The 15,844-nt window shown below is 71.0% G+C and carries 20 protein-coding genes; 12 read left to right on the top strand and 8 right to left on the bottom strand.

The features are described 5' to 3' along the window. Nucleotides 1-16: 16 nt before the first annotated feature. Nucleotides 17-670, bottom strand: a complete 654-nt coding sequence (locus tag VM685_RS15780) for a helix-turn-helix domain-containing protein (protein WP_325461131.1) — start codon at nt 668-670, stop codon at nt 17-19. A 161-nt stretch (nt 671-831) separates the two neighbouring features. Here VM685_RS15780 and VM685_RS15775 point away from each other — a divergent pair, with 161 nt between their 5' ends. Both VM685_RS15775 and VM685_RS15770 read left to right on the top strand, forming a co-directional pair. Further along, nucleotides 832-1,287, top strand: coding sequence for a host attachment protein (locus tag VM685_RS15775; protein ID WP_325461130.1), 456 nt, complete (start codon nt 832-834; stop codon nt 1,285-1,287). A gap of 6 nt (nt 1,288-1,293) precedes the next feature. Beyond that, the gene (locus VM685_RS15770) at nt 1,294-1,701 is read left to right on the top strand and encodes a c-type cytochrome (RefSeq protein WP_325461129.1); all 408 of its coding nucleotides are present in this window, start codon (nt 1,294-1,296) and stop codon (nt 1,699-1,701) included. Nucleotides 1,702-1,705: 4 nt separating this feature from the next. On the opposite strand, the gene VM685_RS15765 is transcribed toward VM685_RS15770, so the two are convergent. Beyond that, nucleotides 1,706-1,972, bottom strand: coding sequence for a hypothetical protein (locus VM685_RS15765; protein WP_325461128.1), 267 nt, complete (start codon nt 1,970-1,972; stop codon nt 1,706-1,708). A gap of 310 nt (nt 1,973-2,282) precedes the next feature. Here VM685_RS15765 and ccoN point away from each other — a divergent pair, with 310 nt between their 5' ends. The 10 genes from ccoN to VM685_RS15715 all read left to right on the top strand — a co-directional run bounded on the left by ccoN (nt 2,283) and on the right by VM685_RS15715 (nt 10,739). Beyond that, nucleotides 2,283-3,776, top strand: coding sequence for a cytochrome-c oxidase, cbb3-type subunit I (gene ccoN, locus VM685_RS15760; RefSeq protein WP_325462033.1), 1,494 nt, complete (start codon nt 2,283-2,285; stop codon nt 3,774-3,776). Nucleotides 3,777-3,787: 11 nt separating this feature from the next. Next, the gene (gene ccoO, locus VM685_RS15755; RefSeq protein ID WP_325461127.1) at nt 3,788-4,525 is read left to right on the top strand and encodes a cytochrome-c oxidase, cbb3-type subunit II; all 738 of its coding nucleotides are present in this window, start codon (nt 3,788-3,790) and stop codon (nt 4,523-4,525) included. Further along, on the top strand, nt 4,522-4,695 hold the full coding sequence (locus VM685_RS15750) for a cbb3-type cytochrome c oxidase subunit 3 (protein ID WP_325461126.1): 174 nt from the start codon (nt 4,522-4,524) through the stop codon (nt 4,693-4,695). The genes ccoO and VM685_RS15750 overlap by 4 nt, the downstream gene beginning before the upstream one ends. Next, the gene (gene ccoP / locus VM685_RS15745) at nt 4,688-5,620 is read left to right on the top strand and encodes a cytochrome-c oxidase, cbb3-type subunit III (protein WP_325461125.1); all 933 of its coding nucleotides are present in this window, start codon (nt 4,688-4,690) and stop codon (nt 5,618-5,620) included. The genes VM685_RS15750 and ccoP overlap by 8 nt, the downstream gene beginning before the upstream one ends. After that, on the top strand, nt 5,617-7,113 hold the full coding sequence (gene ccoG, locus VM685_RS15740; RefSeq protein WP_325461124.1) for a cytochrome c oxidase accessory protein CcoG: 1,497 nt from the start codon (nt 5,617-5,619) through the stop codon (nt 7,111-7,113). The genes ccoP and ccoG overlap by 4 nt, the downstream gene beginning before the upstream one ends. Continuing rightward, nucleotides 7,110-7,601, top strand: coding sequence for a FixH family protein (locus VM685_RS15735; protein ID WP_325461123.1), 492 nt, complete (start codon nt 7,110-7,112; stop codon nt 7,599-7,601). Before ccoG ends, VM685_RS15735 begins: the two co-directional genes overlap by 4 nt. Continuing rightward, nucleotides 7,598-9,766: a heavy metal translocating P-type ATPase gene (locus tag VM685_RS15730; protein ID WP_414693400.1), complete on the top strand. Its 2,169-nt coding sequence runs from the start codon at nt 7,598-7,600 to the stop codon at nt 9,764-9,766. The genes VM685_RS15735 and VM685_RS15730 overlap by 4 nt, the downstream gene beginning before the upstream one ends. Beyond that, nucleotides 9,763-9,921 carry a cbb3-type cytochrome oxidase assembly protein CcoS gene (gene ccoS, locus VM685_RS15725; protein WP_325461121.1) on the top strand — a complete coding sequence of 53 codons (159 nt, stop codon included), beginning with the start codon at nt 9,763-9,765 and terminating at the stop codon, nt 9,919-9,921. The genes VM685_RS15730 and ccoS overlap by 4 nt, the downstream gene beginning before the upstream one ends. Nucleotides 9,922-9,982: 61 nt before the next feature. Beyond that, entirely contained in the window at nt 9,983-10,165 is a 183-nt protein-coding gene (locus VM685_RS15720) for a hypothetical protein (RefSeq protein WP_325461120.1), read from the top strand. A gap of 1 nt (nt 10,166) precedes the next feature. Continuing rightward, the gene (locus VM685_RS15715) at nt 10,167-10,739 is read left to right on the top strand and encodes an NAD(P)H-dependent oxidoreductase (protein WP_325461119.1); all 573 of its coding nucleotides are present in this window, start codon (nt 10,167-10,169) and stop codon (nt 10,737-10,739) included. On the opposite strand, the gene VM685_RS15710 is transcribed toward VM685_RS15715, so the two are convergent. From VM685_RS15710 to VM685_RS15685, 6 genes are all read right to left on the bottom strand, one after another. Next, nucleotides 10,736-11,122 (bottom strand): response regulator, encoded by a 387-nt coding sequence (locus tag VM685_RS15710; RefSeq protein ID WP_325461118.1) that lies wholly within the window; start codon nt 11,120-11,122, stop codon nt 10,736-10,738. The genes VM685_RS15715 and VM685_RS15710 overlap by 4 nt on opposite strands. A gap of 95 nt (nt 11,123-11,217) precedes the next feature. Continuing rightward, nucleotides 11,218-11,826, bottom strand: coding sequence for a response regulator FixJ (gene fixJ / locus VM685_RS15705; protein ID WP_325462032.1), 609 nt, complete (start codon nt 11,824-11,826; stop codon nt 11,218-11,220). After that, nucleotides 11,819-13,303 carry a PAS domain S-box protein gene (locus VM685_RS15700; RefSeq protein ID WP_325461117.1) on the bottom strand — a complete coding sequence of 495 codons (1,485 nt, stop codon included), beginning with the start codon at nt 13,301-13,303 and terminating at the stop codon, nt 11,819-11,821. Before VM685_RS15700 ends, fixJ begins: the two co-directional genes overlap by 8 nt. A 47-nt stretch (nt 13,304-13,350) precedes the next feature. Further along, nucleotides 13,351-13,917, bottom strand: a complete 567-nt coding sequence (locus tag VM685_RS15695; protein ID WP_325461116.1) for an HdeD family acid-resistance protein — start codon at nt 13,915-13,917, stop codon at nt 13,351-13,353. Continuing rightward, a complete protein-coding gene (locus VM685_RS15690) occupies nt 13,914-14,999 on the bottom strand; it encodes an AI-2E family transporter (RefSeq protein ID WP_325461115.1) in 1,086 nt (361 codons plus the stop codon). Before VM685_RS15690 ends, VM685_RS15695 begins: the two co-directional genes overlap by 4 nt. Beyond that, nucleotides 14,996-15,844: a universal stress protein gene (locus VM685_RS15685; protein ID WP_325461114.1), complete on the bottom strand. Its 849-nt coding sequence runs from the start codon at nt 15,842-15,844 to the stop codon at nt 14,996-14,998. Before VM685_RS15685 ends, VM685_RS15690 begins: the two co-directional genes overlap by 4 nt.

Here is a 15,844-nt window from a genome sequence, read left to right as displayed (position 1 = left end):
TTCTGCAGAGCGGCCGCTACTCGGCGAGGCGCTCGAGCGTCTCCCACTTCTTCACCTGGAAGCGGCGGGTGGCGGCGAACTCCACGATAGCCGCATCCTGCAGCTGGGTCAGGGTGCGCGACACGGTTTCGATGGTCAGGCCCAGGTAGTCGGCCATGTCCTGGCGGCCCATGGGCAGCTCCACGTCGATGTCGGCGCCGCGGCCGGCCAGCGACATGAGGAAGGCGGCGACCTTCTCGCGGGCCGACTTGCGGCCGAGCAGCAGGAGGTGGGTCTGGGTGCGCTCGAGCTCGCGGTGGGTCTCGGCGAGGATGGCGCGGTCCAGCTCGGCGTCGCCGGAGAAGGCGCGAACCGCCGAGCGCTTCAGCACCTGCACCACGCAGTCGGTGAGGGCCTCGGCGGAGAAGCGGTGGTCGGGGCCCGGCTCCAGGCCGAACAGCTCGCCCGGATAGTAGAAGTCGCCGAGCTGGCGGCGGCCGTCGGCGGTCAGCCGGATGGTGCGGACCGAGCCGGAGACCACGCGGTAGAGGAACTCCACCTCGTCGTCCTGGCCGTAGATCTCCTCATTGCGGGCGAAGCGCAGGCGGACGCCGAGGCGGTCCATCAGGGCGGAGATGGTGGGAGACGCGGTTTCGACGCCAACATCTTCGATCTGGTAGGCCAAGCCCATCGCGCCGCTCCTTTGCCGATGGCCCAAGGTCTCCCAAAGCGGCGCCAGCCGATATTCGGGTCGTTCCCCTAAGTAGTCTTACGGAACCGCCCGGCTTGACCTGGATCACAGCCGAGCCGGTCAGGCTGTCGGAAACGTCCCAGCGACGAAAAGGAGAGACCATGGAAGACCAAGGAACCACCTGGGTCGTCGTCGCCGACGGGGCCCGGATGCGCGTGTTCGAGGAGCGGACCCGCGCCGGCGAACTGCGCGAGCTGCCGGACGAATCGATGCGGATCGAGGGCGGCGACCGACCGCAGGCGGGTCCGCACTCCGCCACCGTGCACGAGCGCGGCGGCCTGGGGCGTCACGGGGCCCATGAGCACAAGCCCTCCCAGGAGGCCGAGGTCCGGTTCCTGGCGCGCGTCGTCGAGCACCTGCACGCCGCGGCCCAGCGCAAGGCCTTCGACCGCCTCGTGCTGATCGCCCCGCCGACGGCGTTGGGCGCGCTCCGCGCCAAGCTCACGCCCCAGCTCTCCGCGCGGATCGAGGCGTCGGACGCCCACGAGCGGGTCGATGACAACGCCGAGGCCATGCGGGCGCACCTGCGCCAGGTGCGGGCCAAGGCGAAGGCGTAGGCGCCGATGCGCCTCGCGCCGATCCTGATCGCCGGGGCGCTCGTCGCCGCGGCCGGCTGGGCGGTGACCCGGCCGGTCGAGGCGGCGCAGGCCGCGACGCCGCCCGTGGTCGAAGAGGGCCGCAGGCTGGTGTCGCGCAAATGCGCAGGGTGCCACAGCGCGGCGCCGGGCCGGCCCAGCCCCCACCGCGGGGCGCCGGCCTTTTGGCTGATGGCCGGGCTGCACACGCCCGAAAGCCTGCAGCGGAGCGTGGCGAGTTCGGACCGGCACTCCGTATACGGCATGCCGCAGATTGTGCTGACGCGCTCGGAGGCCGCCTCGGTGATCGCCTATATCGACGCGCTGTCGAAAGTCGACGACGGCGCGAGGCGGCAGATGGACATGGTCCCCTGCATCGCCACCGCGCCGTGCTGAGCGGCTAGTTCTTCCGAATCGGTGCGGCTACTCGCCGCGGGCGACCGGCCACGACGAAGCTGGCCAGGCCCGAAGCGGCCAGCGCCACGGTGGCCGCGCACCAGACGCAGTGGCCCACGAAGGCGGAGCCGCCGCAGATCTCCGCCAGGAACACCATGTGCTCGTAGGCGAGGCGGCCCGAGAGGGCGGCGGCCATGAGCAGGGCCAGGCCCGCGAGGCGCAGGGCGGCCTTCTCGAAAGCCTCGCTGGTCTGATCTGGCGAGCGGCGCATGGGGGGACCCTTCTTGACTGTCCGCAGCCAGATGGCCCGGGCGGCCGCCGGGGCGCCTTGATCCACGTCAAGGCGTCCGCCGGCGGGCTCAGGCACTGGGACGGCATCTCTCAAGTCAGCCACGAAAACGGGCTCAATGAAGCAGTTAGCGGCCACGCCGGACGAAGCGCCGTTCAACGTCCTCCTCCTCTACACACTCATGGGCGTATCGGCCCTGGGCGCGCTCCTCATGACCGCGCTCTCGCCCGATCCCCTGTTCCGACTGCACGGCTGGATTCTCACCGGCGCCTTCACCCTGGCGTTCCTGGTGATGTCCGCCGGCCTCGGCCACGACCGCTTCCGCCAGGACGCGACCCGTTATGAAGACGGGGTCGTCCGGGCCGGCGTGATCGCCACCATGTTCTGGGCCGTCGTCGGCCTGCTGGTGGGGGTGGTCATCGCCGCCCAGCTCTCCTGGCCCAACCTGCTCTACTTCCCAGAGCACGGCTGGCTGAACTTCGGACGCCTGCGGCCCCTGCACACCTCGGGGGTCATTTTCGCGTTCGGGGGCAACGCGCTGATCGCCACGTCCTTCTACGTGGTCCAGCGCACCTGCCGGGCGCGCCTGGCGGGCGGCATCTGGCCGTGGTTCGTGTTCTGGGGCTACCAGCTTTTCATCGTGCTGGCCGCCACCGGCTACCTCGCCGGGATCACCCAGAGCCGGGAGTACGCCGAGCCCGAGTGGTACGTGGACCTGTGGCTGACCGTCGTCTGGGTCGCCTACCTGCTGGTCTTCCTGGGCACCATCTGGAAGCGCAAGGAACCCCACATCTACGTGGCCAACTGGTTCTACCTGGCCTTCATCGTGACGATCGCGCTGCTGCACGTCGTCAACAACCTGGCAATGCCGATCGGCCTGCTGGAGACGCGCAGCTACTCCGCCTTCTCCGGCGTGCAGGATGCGCTGACCCAGTGGTGGTACGGCCACAACGCGGTGGGCTTCTTCCTGACCGCCGGCTTCCTGGCGATGATGTACTACTTCGTGCCCAAGCGCGCGGAGCGGCCGGTCTATTCGTACCGCCTGTCCATCGTCCACTTCTGGTCGCTGATCTTCATCTACATCTGGGCGGGCCCGCACCACCTGCACTACACGGCCCTGCCGCAGTGGGCGCAGACGCTGGGCGCCACCTTCTCGATCATGCTGTGGATGCCGTCCTGGGGCGGCATGATCAACGGCCTCATGACGCTCTCGGGCGCCTGGGACAAGATCCGCACCGACCCGGTCATCCGCATGATGACGGTGGCGCTGGCCTTCTACGGCATGTCGACCTTCGAAGGTCCGCTGATGAGCGTCCGCGCGGTGAACTCGCTCAGCCACTACACCGACTGGACGATCGGCCACGTGCACTCCGGCGCGCTGGGCTGGGTCGGCTTCATCACCTTCGGCGCGGTCTACTGCCTCGTGCCGTGGCTGTGGAAGAAGGAGCGGATCTGGTCGAACCGCCTGATCGAGTGGCACTTCTGGATCGCGACGACCGGCATCCTGCTCTACATCGCCGCGATGTGGGTCTCCGGGATCATGGAAGGCCTGATGTGGCGCGAGTACACGCCGGAAGGCTTCCTGGCGAACTCGTTCGTCGAGACCGTCGCCGCCAAGCACATCGAGAACGTCATCCGCACGATCGGGGGCCTCATGTTCCTCGCGGGCGCGGTGATCATGTCCTACAACCTGTGGCGTACGATCCGCATGCCCAGCATCGCCTCCTCGGAGTCGGAGCTGGCCTCGCCTGCGGCGCCCGCCCCGGCCCTCGTGGCCGCTGAGTAAGGGCTCCGCACATGTGGAAGAGTCACAAGAACCTCGAACGCAATTCCATCTGGCTGGTCATCGGGATCCTGATCGTGGTCTCGATCGGGGGCCTGGTGGAGATCTCGCCGCTCTTCTACCTGGAGAGCACGATCGAGAAGGTGAAGGGCGTCCGTCCCTACACCCCGCTCGAACAGGCGGGTCGCGACATCTACGTCCGTGAAGGCTGCTACGTCTGCCACTCGCAGATGGTCCGCCCGCTGCGCGACGAGGTGGAGCGCTACGGCCACTACAGCCTGGCCGCGGAGAGCATGTACGACCACCCGTTCCAGTGGGGATCCAAGCGCACGGGGCCCGACCTGGCCCGGGTGGGCGAGAAGTACTCCGACAGCTGGCACGTGGATCACCTGACCAACCCGCGATCGGTGGTGCCGGAATCGAACATGCCGCCCTACGCCTTCCTAGCGCAGAAGGAGCTCGACTACCGGGCCATCGAAGCCAAGCTGACGTCCCTGCGGCGGGTGGGCGTGCCCTACACCGACGCGCAGATCCAGAACGCCAGGCTCGACCTCGAGACCCAGGTGGATCCGTTCGCCAGCGCCAACTCGGACCTGCGCAAGCGGTACAGCGAGAAGGTCGCCCAGCGGGACTTCGACGGTAACCCCGAGCGGCTGTCCGAGATGGATGCGCTGATCGCCTACCTGCAGGTCCTCGGGACCATGGTCGACTTCAAGACCTACAAGGCGGAGAGCCCGGAGAACCTGCGATGAGCGGCCTCAGCTACGAAACCGTGGCGACCTTCGCCCAGCAGGGCGGGACCCTCTACTTCGCCGCGATCTTCGCCGCGGGCGTGATCTACGCCCTGCTGCCCAGGCACAAGGAGGCGTTCAAGCGCCTCGCCCAGCTGCCGCTCGAGAAGGACGAGAGCGACAATGTCTGACGACAAGCGTGAAACGGACGAACACTCGGGCGTCGAGACGACGGGCCACGAGTGGGACGGCATCAAGGAGCTCGACAACCCGCTGCCGCGCTGGTGGCTGTGGGTCTGGTACGGCTCCATCGCGGTGGCGATCGTCTACTGGGTGCTGATGCCGGCCTGGCCGGGCATCAGCGGCTACACCAAGGGCGTGCTCGGCCAGTCCGACCGCGCCGACGTGAGCCGCCAGCTGGCCGCCCTGAAGGCGCAGCGCGGCGCCGGTGAGGTGAAGCTGCAGACCGCTTCGCTGCAGCAGATCGAACAGGACCCCGAGCTGCAGCAGTACGCGCTGCAGGTCGGCCAGTCGGTGTTCGGCGACAACTGCGCCACCTGCCACGGCACGGGCGGGGCGGGGGCCAAGGGCTATCCCAACCTGCGCGACGACGTGTGGCTGTGGGGCGGCTCGCTGGACGAGATCCGCCACACCATCGAGGTGGGCGTCCGCTCCGGCCATGCGCAGACGCGCGGCGCGACCATGATGCCGGCCTTCGGGCGCGACGGCATGCTGGACGAGCCGGCGGTCCGCGACATGACCGAGTACGTGGTGGCGCTGTCGGGCCGCAAGGCCGACGGGGCGGCCGTGGACCGCGCCCGCCAGGGGTTCGCCGACCAGTGCGCCGCCTGCCACGGCCCGGCCGGGACCGGCGACGTCACCCGCGGCATTCCCAACCTGACCGACGCCGAATGGCTGTTCGGCTCCACGCGGCAGGACATCCACGACCAGATCTGGAACGGCCGCAACGGCGTCATGCCGACCTGGAGCGCGCGCTTCAGCCCCGAGACCATCAAGGCGCTCGCCGTCTACATCCACGCCAACGCCGGCGGGGGTGACGAGGTGGTCGCCGAGACTCCGAAGGCCGCCGCCGCGACCGGGGGCGCCGGCCGATGACCGTCATCATCGACCGCGTCTCGAAGCCGGATCCCGCCAAGCGCGAGGCCCCGGTCTCGGCTGCCGAGCGGCTTCGGAAGAAGGGCGCGGGCGGTGGGCTCTACAAGCCCCGGATGCCGATCTATCCCAAGCTGGTCCACGGCAAGTGGCGCGCCATCAAGTGGGCGCTGCTCGTGGCGATGCTCGGCGTCTACTACGTGACGCCGTGGATCCGCTGGGACCGTCCGGGCAAGCTGCCTGACCAGGCGGTGCTGGTCGATTTCGCCGGCCGCCGGTTCTACTTCTTCGACATCCAGCTCTGGCCCCAGGAAGTCCACTTCATCACGGGCCTGCTGATCATCGCGGCGCTGGGACTGTTCCTGGTGACCGCGCTGTTCGGGCGGCTGTGGTGCGGCTACGCCTGCCCGCAGACCGTCTGGACCGACCTGTTCATCTATGTGGAGCGGCTGTTCGAGGGCGACCGCAACGCGCGCATGCGCCTGGACGCCGCCCCCTGGTCGTTTAACAAGCTGTGGCGCAAGACGGGCAAGCACCTGACCTGGCTGGGCATCGGCTTCGCCACGGGCGGGGCGTGGATCTTCTACTACCACGACGCGCCCACCCTGATCCGGGACTTCTGGGTCGGCGAGGCGCCGGCGACCGCCTACATCTTCGCGGGCCTGCTCACCTTCACCACCTATGTGTTCGCCGGCTTCATGCGCGAGCAGGTCTGCACCTACATGTGCCCCTGGCCGCGCATCCAGGGCGCGATGCTCGACCACCACTCGCTGCAGGTCACCTACCGCTACGACCGCGGCGAGCCGCGCGGACCGCACAAGAAGGGCATGGCCTGGGAAGGCCGCGGCGACTGCATCGACTGCAACGCCTGCGTGGTGGCCTGCCCGATGGGCATCGACATCCGCAACGGCCCGCAGCTGGAGTGCATCAACTGCGGCCTGTGCATCGACGCCTGCGACGACATCATGAAGAAGGTCGGCCGTCCGCACGGCCTGATCGCCTACGACACCGACTCGGCCGTGGCCGAGCGGAAGATGGGCAACACGCCGCGCTACAAGTTCATGCGCCCGCGGACGGTCTACTACGCGGTCGCCCTGGTCTTCGTGTCAGGGCTGATGGTGTGGGGTCTGCTGACCCGGCCGGCGTTCGAGCTGCACGCCCTGCGTGACCGCAACCCCACCTTCGTGCGCCTGCACGACGGGGACATCCGCAACGGCTACACGCTGAAGATCGCCAACCGCACCTTCGCGCCCCAGGTCGTGGAGATCGGCTTCTCCGGCGTGCCGCAGGCGCGGATGAAGAGCCCCGGCCACGCCGCCGGCCAGCCGCTGCGCATCACCGCCCAGCCCAACGAGGTCACCGCCGTGCGCGTGTTCGTCACCGCCGAGCCGGACGATCTCGCCGGGACCAGCACGCCGGCCGCCTTCGAGATCCGCTCCGGCGGCGAGACCGTCCGGACCAAGACCACCTTCCTGTCGGGAGCCGCCAACCCATGAGCGCGACCCATTCCACCGCCCGCGACGGCTTCCGCATCAACGGCTGGCACGTCCTGGGCGGCGTCAGCGCCTTCTTCGCCCTGGTGATCGGCTTCGACGCCTGGTTCACCGTGCTGGCCCTGAAGACCTACCCGGGCGAGGTCTCGGTGACCCCCTACGAGGACGGCCTGCTCTACAACCGCAAGATCGCCCAGATCGAGGCCCAGGCGGCGCTCGGCTGGCGGGCGGCGGCGGAAGCGGCCCCCGGCGTGGTGGTGCTGCAGGTGCAGGACCAGGACGGCCGGCCGGTCGAGGCGCTCGCCGTGCAGGGCAAGCTCGAGCGCCCCGCCACCGAGGCCGGCCGCCGCTCGGTGCGCTTCGTCGAGGCCGCCCCCGGCCGCTACGAGGCCACCACCGGCGCCATCGACGGCGCCTGGGACCTGACCGCCGAGGCGCGCGACGCCAAGGGCCGCCTGTTCACGGCGGAGCGGAGGCTGACGTGGCGGTGACCTACGACGCGGGGTCCGGCGCCGACTTCAGCGCCTTCCTCGCCAGGGGCAAGGACGGCCGCGCCTCCCTCGACCTCCTGGTGCGGGGCGCGCGCTGCGCGGGCTGCCTGGGCAAGATCGAGCGGGCGGTGGGCGAGCTGCCGGGGGTGGACTCCGCGCGGCTGAACCTGACCAGCGGCAAGCTGACCGTGGGTTTCGCCGGCCCCTCCGGCGACCCGGCGGCGGTGATCGCCGCCCTGGACAAGCTCGGCTACCCCGCCACCCCCTACGACCCCGGCCAGGCGCAGATCGCCCATGACCGGGAAGGCCGCCGGCTGATCCTGGCGCTGGCCGTGGCCGCCTTCGGCGCCATGAACACCATGATGTTCTCGGTCCCGCTGTGGGCCGGCCTGTTCGGGCAGGAGCTCGGCCCCGCCACCAAGCAGGTGATGATGTGGCTGTCGGGCGCGGTGGGCGCGCCCTGCGCCATCTACGCCGGCGTGCCCTTCTTCCAGTCGGCCTGGCGCTCGCTCAAGGGCGGCCGGGCGAACATGGACGTGCCGATCTCGATCGGCGTCATCCTGACCCTGGTCATCAGCTTCTCCGAGACCCTGCTGAACGGCCGCGACGCCTATTTCGACGCCGCCGTCTCGCTGCTCTTCCTGCTGCTGATCGGGCGCTGGCTCGACCACCAGCTGCGCGCCAAGGCGCGCAGCGCCGCGGGCGACCTGCTGGCCATGCAGGCGCCGGCCGCCGCCGTCCTGGACGGCCAGGGCCATGAGCACCGCCGCCCGCTGAGCGAGGTGCAGCCCGGCGACATCGTCCTGGTGCGCCCGGGCGAGCGCATCCCCGTCGACGGCCGCATCGAGTCCGGCGCGTCCGAGCTCGACAACGCCCTGCTGACCGGCGAGACGGCCCCGGTCGCCGTCGCCGCTGGCCAGGTCTGCCGGGCCGGCGCCCTGAACCTGTCGGGCGTGCTGCGCCTGCAGGCCGTGGCGCGCTCCGAGGATTCGGCGCTCGCCGCCATCGCCCGCCTGGTGGAGGCCGGCGCCCAGTCGAAGTCGCGCTATGTGCGGCTCGCCGACAAGGCCGCGGCCGTCTACGTGCCCGTCGTCCACACCGTGGCGGCCCTGACCTTCGCCGGCGGCTGGGCCCTGGGCCTCGGCCCGCGCGAGGCGCTGATCCGGGCCGTGGCCGTGCTGATCATCACCTGCCCCTGCGCTCTGGGCCTGGCGGTTCCGGCGGTGCAGATCACGGCCTCGGCCCGCCTGTTCCGCAAGGGGGTGCTGGTGAAGTCCGGGGCGGCGCTGGAGCGCCTGGCCGAGATCGACCACGTGGTGTTCGACAAGACCGGCGTGCTCACAGAGGGCCGTCCGCGCCTGATCGACAACGACCCGGCCGCCGTGGACCTGGCCGCGCCCCTGGCGCGCGCCTCGAGCCACCCCCTGGCGCGCGCCCTGGCCGAAGAGGCTGGCGATGGCCCGCTGGCGGACCAGGTGATCGAGCACGCCGGCCTGGGCGTCGAGGGCGTGATCGGCGGGCGCCCGGCCCGCCTGGGCCGCGCCGCCTTCGTGGGCGCCGACAGCCGCGAGGCCAGCGAGACCGAGCTGTGGTTCGGGTTCGAGGGCGAGGCGGCCGTCCGCTTCCGCTTCTCCGACCAGCTGCGCCGCGACGCCGCGCTCGCCGTGGCGGCCCTGAAGGCCCGCGGCCTGACGGTGGAGGTGCTCTCAGGGGACTTGGCGGCGCCGGTGTGGTCGGCCGCCGAGCGCGCCGGCATCGAGACCTGGCGCGCCGGCCTGACCCCGCAGGAGAAGGCCGCCGCCGTGGACGCCCTGGCCGCACAGGGCAAGAAGGTGCTGATGGTCGGCGACGGGCTCAACGACGCCGCGGCTCTCGCGAAGGCCCATGCGGCCATGGCGCCGGGCACGGCGCTGGAGGCCAGCCAGAACGCGGCGGACCTGGTGTTCTCGGCGCAGGGGCTGATGGCGGTGGCCGACTCCTACGACGTGGCCCTGACCGCGCGCCGGCGCGCGATGGAGAACTTCGGCTTCGCGACCCTCTACAACGTCATCGCCGCGCCCGCGGCCATGCTCGGCCTCGTCAACCCGTTCGTGGCGGCGCTCGCCATGTCGGGCTCGTCGCTGGCGGTGACCCTCAACGCCCTTCGGATGAGGACCCGGCCATGACCATCCTCCTGTTCCTCGCGCCCTTCTCCGTGGGCCTCGGACTCATGGCTGTCGCCGCCTTCTGGTGGACGCTCAGGGCGGGCCAGTACGAGGATCCCGCGGGCGACGCGGCCCGGATCCTGCTAGAGGATCCGGAGGACCGCCCGGCGGCTTGATCCGGGTCAAGGCGGCGATTTCCCGGTCCGGCACACTCTCTGCAAGTTAGGGAGAAGGGCCATGAGCGCCGGGAATATCGCCTACCTCGTCATGGTGCTGGCCGCGTACGCCCTCTTCGTGCTTGTGCTGGGCGTCTACTGGATCCGGGCTTCGTTCGGCCGTCACAAGCCGCAGCAGCGGCCGCAGGTGACGCCGGCGCTGGAGATCGCGCCGCGCGCGGCCGAGCGGAAGACCGCGGCCTGACATGGCCACCCGGAAGGTCCTGATCGTCAACGGCCACCCCGATCCCAGCGATGAGCGGCTCTGCGCCGCGCTCGCCGGCTGCTACGCCAAGGGCGCCAGCGCCGCGGGGCATCATGTCCGCCGCATCGACGTCGGCCGGCTCGACTTCCCGCTGATCCGCAGCGCCGGAGAGTTCGCCAAGGGCGAGCCGCCGCCGGTGATCCGCGACGCGCAGGCGGCGGTCGCCTGGGCCGACCACCTGGTGGTGATCTATCCGCTCTGGCTGGGCGGCGCGCCCGCGCTGCTGAAGGGCTTCTTCGAGCAGGTCTTCCGCTACGGCTTCGCGCTCTCGGCCGAGAAGCCGATGAAGGGGCTGCTGAAGGGCCGCTCGGTGCGCGTGATCGTCACCATGGGCATGCCCGCGCCGGTGTTCCGCTGGATCTTCGGCGCCTATGGCCTGAAGGCCATCGAGCGGGGGATCTTCTGGGTCTCCGGCATGGGGCCGATCCGGCACACCATCCTGGGCGGCATCGACGGCAAGCCCGCGCCGCGGGCGCTGAAGATCGTCGAAGGCCTGGGGTGGGACGCGATCTAGACCGCGGCGAGGGCCGCGCGGATCGAGCCGCTCAGCGCGTCGCACAGCAGGGGCTTCTCGACGATCGGCACGCCGGCCGCCGCCGCCGCCGCGCGCGTGGCGGGCTTCGGATTGCTGGTGATCAGCAGGGCGGGGAGTCCCACCTGGCGGCCCCGAAGCTGCGCCAGGGCCTGCAGGCCGGTGATGCCGGGAAGGCGCTCGTCGATCACCAGGCAGGTGTGCTGGTCGGGCAGCTTGCGCAGCAGCAGCGCCTCGCCGCTCTCGCAGGCGTCCACCTGGAAGCCCTCGAGCTCCAGCGAAAAGGCGAGCGAGCTGCGGACCGCGGGATCGTCATCGACGATCACGACGAGCGGACGGGCGGCCGAGGGGACAACTGGGTACATGCAGCATTGATACACAGCGCGCCGGGGCCCGGCCTTGATCTGCCGCAATCCTACGCGGCTTCAGGTCGTTCCTTGATCCAGATCAAATGCGCCGGTCAGAAGCCGGCCAGCAGGGCCATGCGCACGAGCTCGGACAGGCCCGAGGCGCCGGTCTTGGTCATGACGTTGGCGCGGTAGACCTCCACCGTCCGGGGGCTGATGCCGAGCTCGTAGGCGATCACCTTGTTGGGCTTGCCCTCGATGACCCCGCGCAGCACCTCCTGCTCGCGCGGCGACAGGCCTTCCAGCATGGTCTCGAAGCGCCGCTTCTCGGCCTGCTGCTGGTCGTCGCGCTCGCGGGCGTCCAGGGCCGAGCGGACTGCCTGCAGGAGATGCTCGTCGTCGAAGGGTTTTTCCAGGAAGTCCACGACGCCGGCCTTCATGGCCTCCACCGCCAGCGGAACGTCGCCGTGGCCGGTGATCACGATGACCGGATGGGAGATGCCGCGCTCCTTGAGGCGGCGGACCAGCTCCAGCCCGTTCATCTCGGGCATGCGCACGTCGGTGACGATGCAGCCGGGCGCCACGCCGCCCGCGGCCTGCTCGAGGAAGGCTACGGCAGATTCGTAGGTGCGCGTGGCGAAGCCGGCGGTGTCCAGCAGGAAGCTCAGCGACTCCCGCATCGCCTCGTCGTCGTCAATCACATGGACCAGCACGTCACTCAACTTCGGCAAGCTCCCCTTCAGGCACCGCGCGCAGGGTGAACCGGAAGACCGCTCCGCCCGCGGGGTTTGGCTCGACCCAGATCCGGCCGCCATGGGCCTCGACGATGGTGCGCGAGATGGACAGGCCGACCCCCATCCCGTGCTGCTTGGTTGTGATGAACGGCTGGAACAGCTGGTCGGCCACGTCCGGGCTGATCCCCGGGCCGGTGTCGGTCACCGACACCTCGACCATGTCGTCGGGGGCCGGCCGAGCCGCGACCACGAGGTCGCGCTTGGGCGAGTCCTCCATGGCGTCGATGGAGTTGCGCATCAGGTTGAGGACCACCTGCTGGATCTGCACCTTGTCGGCCAGGACGAGGTCCACCCGCCGGTCGATGGCGAAGCGCAGGCGCACGCCGCGCTCCTTGGCGCCGACCATGGCCAGCGCGCCGGCCTCCTCGAGCAGCTGCGGCAGGCTTTCGATGCGGCGCTCGGCCTCGCCCTTGCCGACGAAGTCGCGTAGGCGGCGGATGATCTGGCCCGCGCGCAACGCCTGCTCGCCCGCGCTGACCAGGGCGGACTTGATCTTCGGCCGATCGACGGGCTCCTGGTCGAGCAGGCGCACGGCGCCCTTCACGTAGTTGGCCACGGCGCTGAGCGGCTGGTTGAGCTCGTGCGCCAGCGCCGAGGCCATTTCGCCCATGGCCGTGAGGCGGGAGACGTGGACCAGCTCCGACTGCAGGTCCTGCAGCCGCCGCTCGGTGTCCTGCCGTTCGGTGAGGTCGCGCACGAAGCCGGTGAAGTAGCGGGTCTCGCCCGAGCGCATCTCGCCGACCGCCAGCTCCATCGGGAAGGTGGAGCCGTCGCGCCGCGCGCCCACCACGACCCGCCCGATGCCGATGATCCGGCGCTCGCCGGTGGTCAGGTAGCGGTGCAGGTAGCCGTCGTGGGCGTCGCGGTAGGGATTGGGCATCAGCATGCTGACGTTGCGCCCGATGGCCTCCGCGGCGGTCAGTCCGAACAGCCGCTCTGCGGCGGCGCTGAAGGACTGCATCACGCCCTGCTCGTCGATGACGATCATCGCGTCGGGCACGGTGTCGAGGATCGACTGCAGGTGCGCCTCGCGCTCCTCGAGGTGGGTCAGGGCGGCGGCGGTCTCACGCGAGCCCCGGGCCAGCCGCGACCCGGCCAGGCCGCTGGCGAGCCCCAGCAGCAGGAAGACGATGGCGCTGACCAGGTTGGCCGGATCGGTGATCAGGCTCTCGCCGCTGAAGACGACGCCGGCCGCCAGACCGAGGACGGTGGCCACCAGGGCCGCGCCCACGCCGCCCACGGCGGCGCTGATCATCAGGGCGGGCACATAGAGGATGAAGCTCGCCCGCTCGTGGAAGAAGGGCTCCAGGGCCAGCCGGACGATCACGCAGCCGGCCGTGGCGAGAATGGCGACGGCGTAGGGCGCGGCGCGTCCGTGGCGGATGGCGCGGAGCAGGGAAGTCATCGCCGGAAGCGGTAGGGTGGATTGCGCTGCGGCGCAACCGCGCGGCGTCAGTCCGTCTCGGCGGGCCGGGTGAAGCCGACCGCCAGCAGGCCGAGGCCGGTGGTCACGAAAGCCAGGCCCAGCAGCAGGCCGATGGAGGCGGTGGAGCGCTCGGGCACGCCGAGCGCGATGAGGCCCGCGGCCACCAGGCTGGCGAAGGCCGAGGCCAGCACCCAGCGCCAGGCCTTCACGGGCCGGAGCTTCAGGGCCAGCACCACCTGCAGGCTGCCGTCCACGATGAACACCGCCGCGAGCAGGATGGCGGTGGCGAGCGCCCCGGTCTCGGGCCGGAAGGTCAGCACGATGCCGACCCCGGTGATGAACAGGCTGGCCACGATGCCCGACAGGTACAGCCAGGAGGGCAGCATCAGCAGCGACAGACCCAGCATCACCGCGCCCGCCAGCCAGACCAGCCAGCCCGCCGCCGCGCCCACGGCCAGAGAGGCCTCGCGCGGGAACATCGGCGCGGCGATCCCCAGCAGCGTCATGGCCAGGCCCGCCGCCAGCAGGTGCTTGCGGCGCGCATGCAGCGGACCGAACGGGTCGTGGGTGTGGGCGGCGGGCGCGGCGGTCATGGCGTGGGCTCCGGGTCCTTCGGCTCGATCTGGTCCCCCAGCACCCCCTCCACATAGATCATGCGCACCAGGACGTAGGCGACCACGGCCAGGGGGGTGGCGAAGAGCACGCCGAGCGGCCCCAGCAGCACGCCCATGGCCAGCACCGCGAAGAGGGTCACGGCCATGGGCAGCTCCACCATCTGGCGCAGCAGGAGCGGGGTGATGACGTTGGCCTCGAGCTGCATGGCGGCCACATAGACCACGCCTGCCCACAGCAGGGTCTCCGGGCTCTGGGCGAGGGCCACCAGCAGGCCGGGGATCATCGCCCCGGCCGGGCCGACCACGGGGATGAACTGGCCCAGACCCGCCAGCACGCCAAGGGCGAGGGGGGAGGGCACGCCGGCGAACCACAGGCCGACGCCCGTGGTCACGCCTACCAGGACCATCGAGGCGAGCTGGCCGAGCAGCCAGCGGTTGAGGGCCTCGCCGCAGCTGGCGACGATCACCGCGGTCCGCGGCCGGGCGTCGAGCGGCACCAGCCGCAGCAGACCGCCGAGGTAGGTCTTGGGGTGGAAGGCCAGGTAGAGTCCGGCGAAGAAGACGATGACCACGGCCGCCAGACCGGCCGCGGCGTCCCGGGCGAGGCCTGGGCCCAGGGCCATCAGGAGGCCGTCCGCGCGGCCCAGCCGCCGCAGGTTCTCCAGGATGTAGGCGCCGAGCGGCGAGCCGGAGAGCCGCAGCTGCAGCTCCTGCCAGGCGTGCGGCACCAGCTCGCCCAGGGCCGCGATCTGGATGGAGGCCTCCCGGCCGAACATCCAGAGCGTGACGCCGACGCAGGCGGTGAGCACGAAGACCGCGGTCGTCAGCGCGCCGGTGCGGCCCAGCCGGGTGCGCTGGACCAGGGGCTGGGCCATGGCGTGCAGCAGGACGGCCACCAAGACCGCGCCGAACGCCAGCAGCAGCACGTCGGCCAGCTTCACCAGGAGCAGGCCGAGACCCACGAGGGCGCCGGTCAGCAGCGCCTTCTGCAGGAAGCTCAGGTCGGACCGCTCCCACAGCCGCGCGCCTGCGGCGCCGGCGCGGGCCACGGCCCGGCTCAATGGGACATCAGGACGGGGCACGGCGGCCTGTCGAGCATGGCGGCCGTGGCGCCGCCGAGGACGAATTCGCGGGCCCGGGAATGGCCGAAGCCGCCCATCACCAAGAGGTCCACCTGCTTCTCGGCGACGAAGCCGCGGATCACCCGGCCGATCGGCTCGCCGCCGGCCGACACCTCGGCGACCTTGGCCTCCACGGCGTGCGCCTGCAGGTGGCGCACCAGGTCCGTGGCGAGGCCGGGCACGGCGGAGGGCTTCTCGTCCGTGACCACCAAGATCCGGACCGAGCGGGCGGCCTGCAGCACGGGCAGGGCGTCGGCCACGGCGCGGGCGGCCGTGCGGCTGCCGTCCCAGGCGATCGCCACCTCCTCGAAATGGCCGGCGTCGCCGATGTCCATCTCTTCCGGGAAGATCACCATCGGCCGGCCGGAGCCGAACAGCACCGCCTCGGCCACGCCGACGTCGGCCAGAACGCTGGGCCCGGACGCCAGCAGGGTCAGGTCGCGGGTGCGGGCGTGCTCGGCGATGCGCTCGCCCTGGAGATGGAGCGGGACCGTCTCGATGATGGCGCTGGCGCGAAGGCCGGCGCGGGCGGCGGCGGCGGTGAAGCGTTCGATGGAGGCCTTGGCCTGGGCGGAGCTGCGGGCCTCCTCCTCGCGGACGAGGTCCTCCAGCCCGATCAGGGCGTTGGCCAGCCGGTTGCGCGGGGCCTTGATGTCGACCCTGAGGGCGAGGGCCGTGACGCCGTCGCCGAACCGGCGGGCGAGCGCCGCGCCGGCGGCCACGGCCCGGTCGGGAGTGGCGTCGGGATAGCTCACCACCGGCAGCAGCAGATCACGGAAGCTCAT

Source organism: Phenylobacterium sp., from assembly GCF_035539035.1.
Taxonomy (GTDB): Bacteria; Pseudomonadota; Alphaproteobacteria; order Caulobacterales; family Caulobacteraceae; genus Phenylobacterium.
Note: the sequence above shows the minus strand (reverse complement) of the source record. Positions and strands in the feature narration are given on the sequence as shown.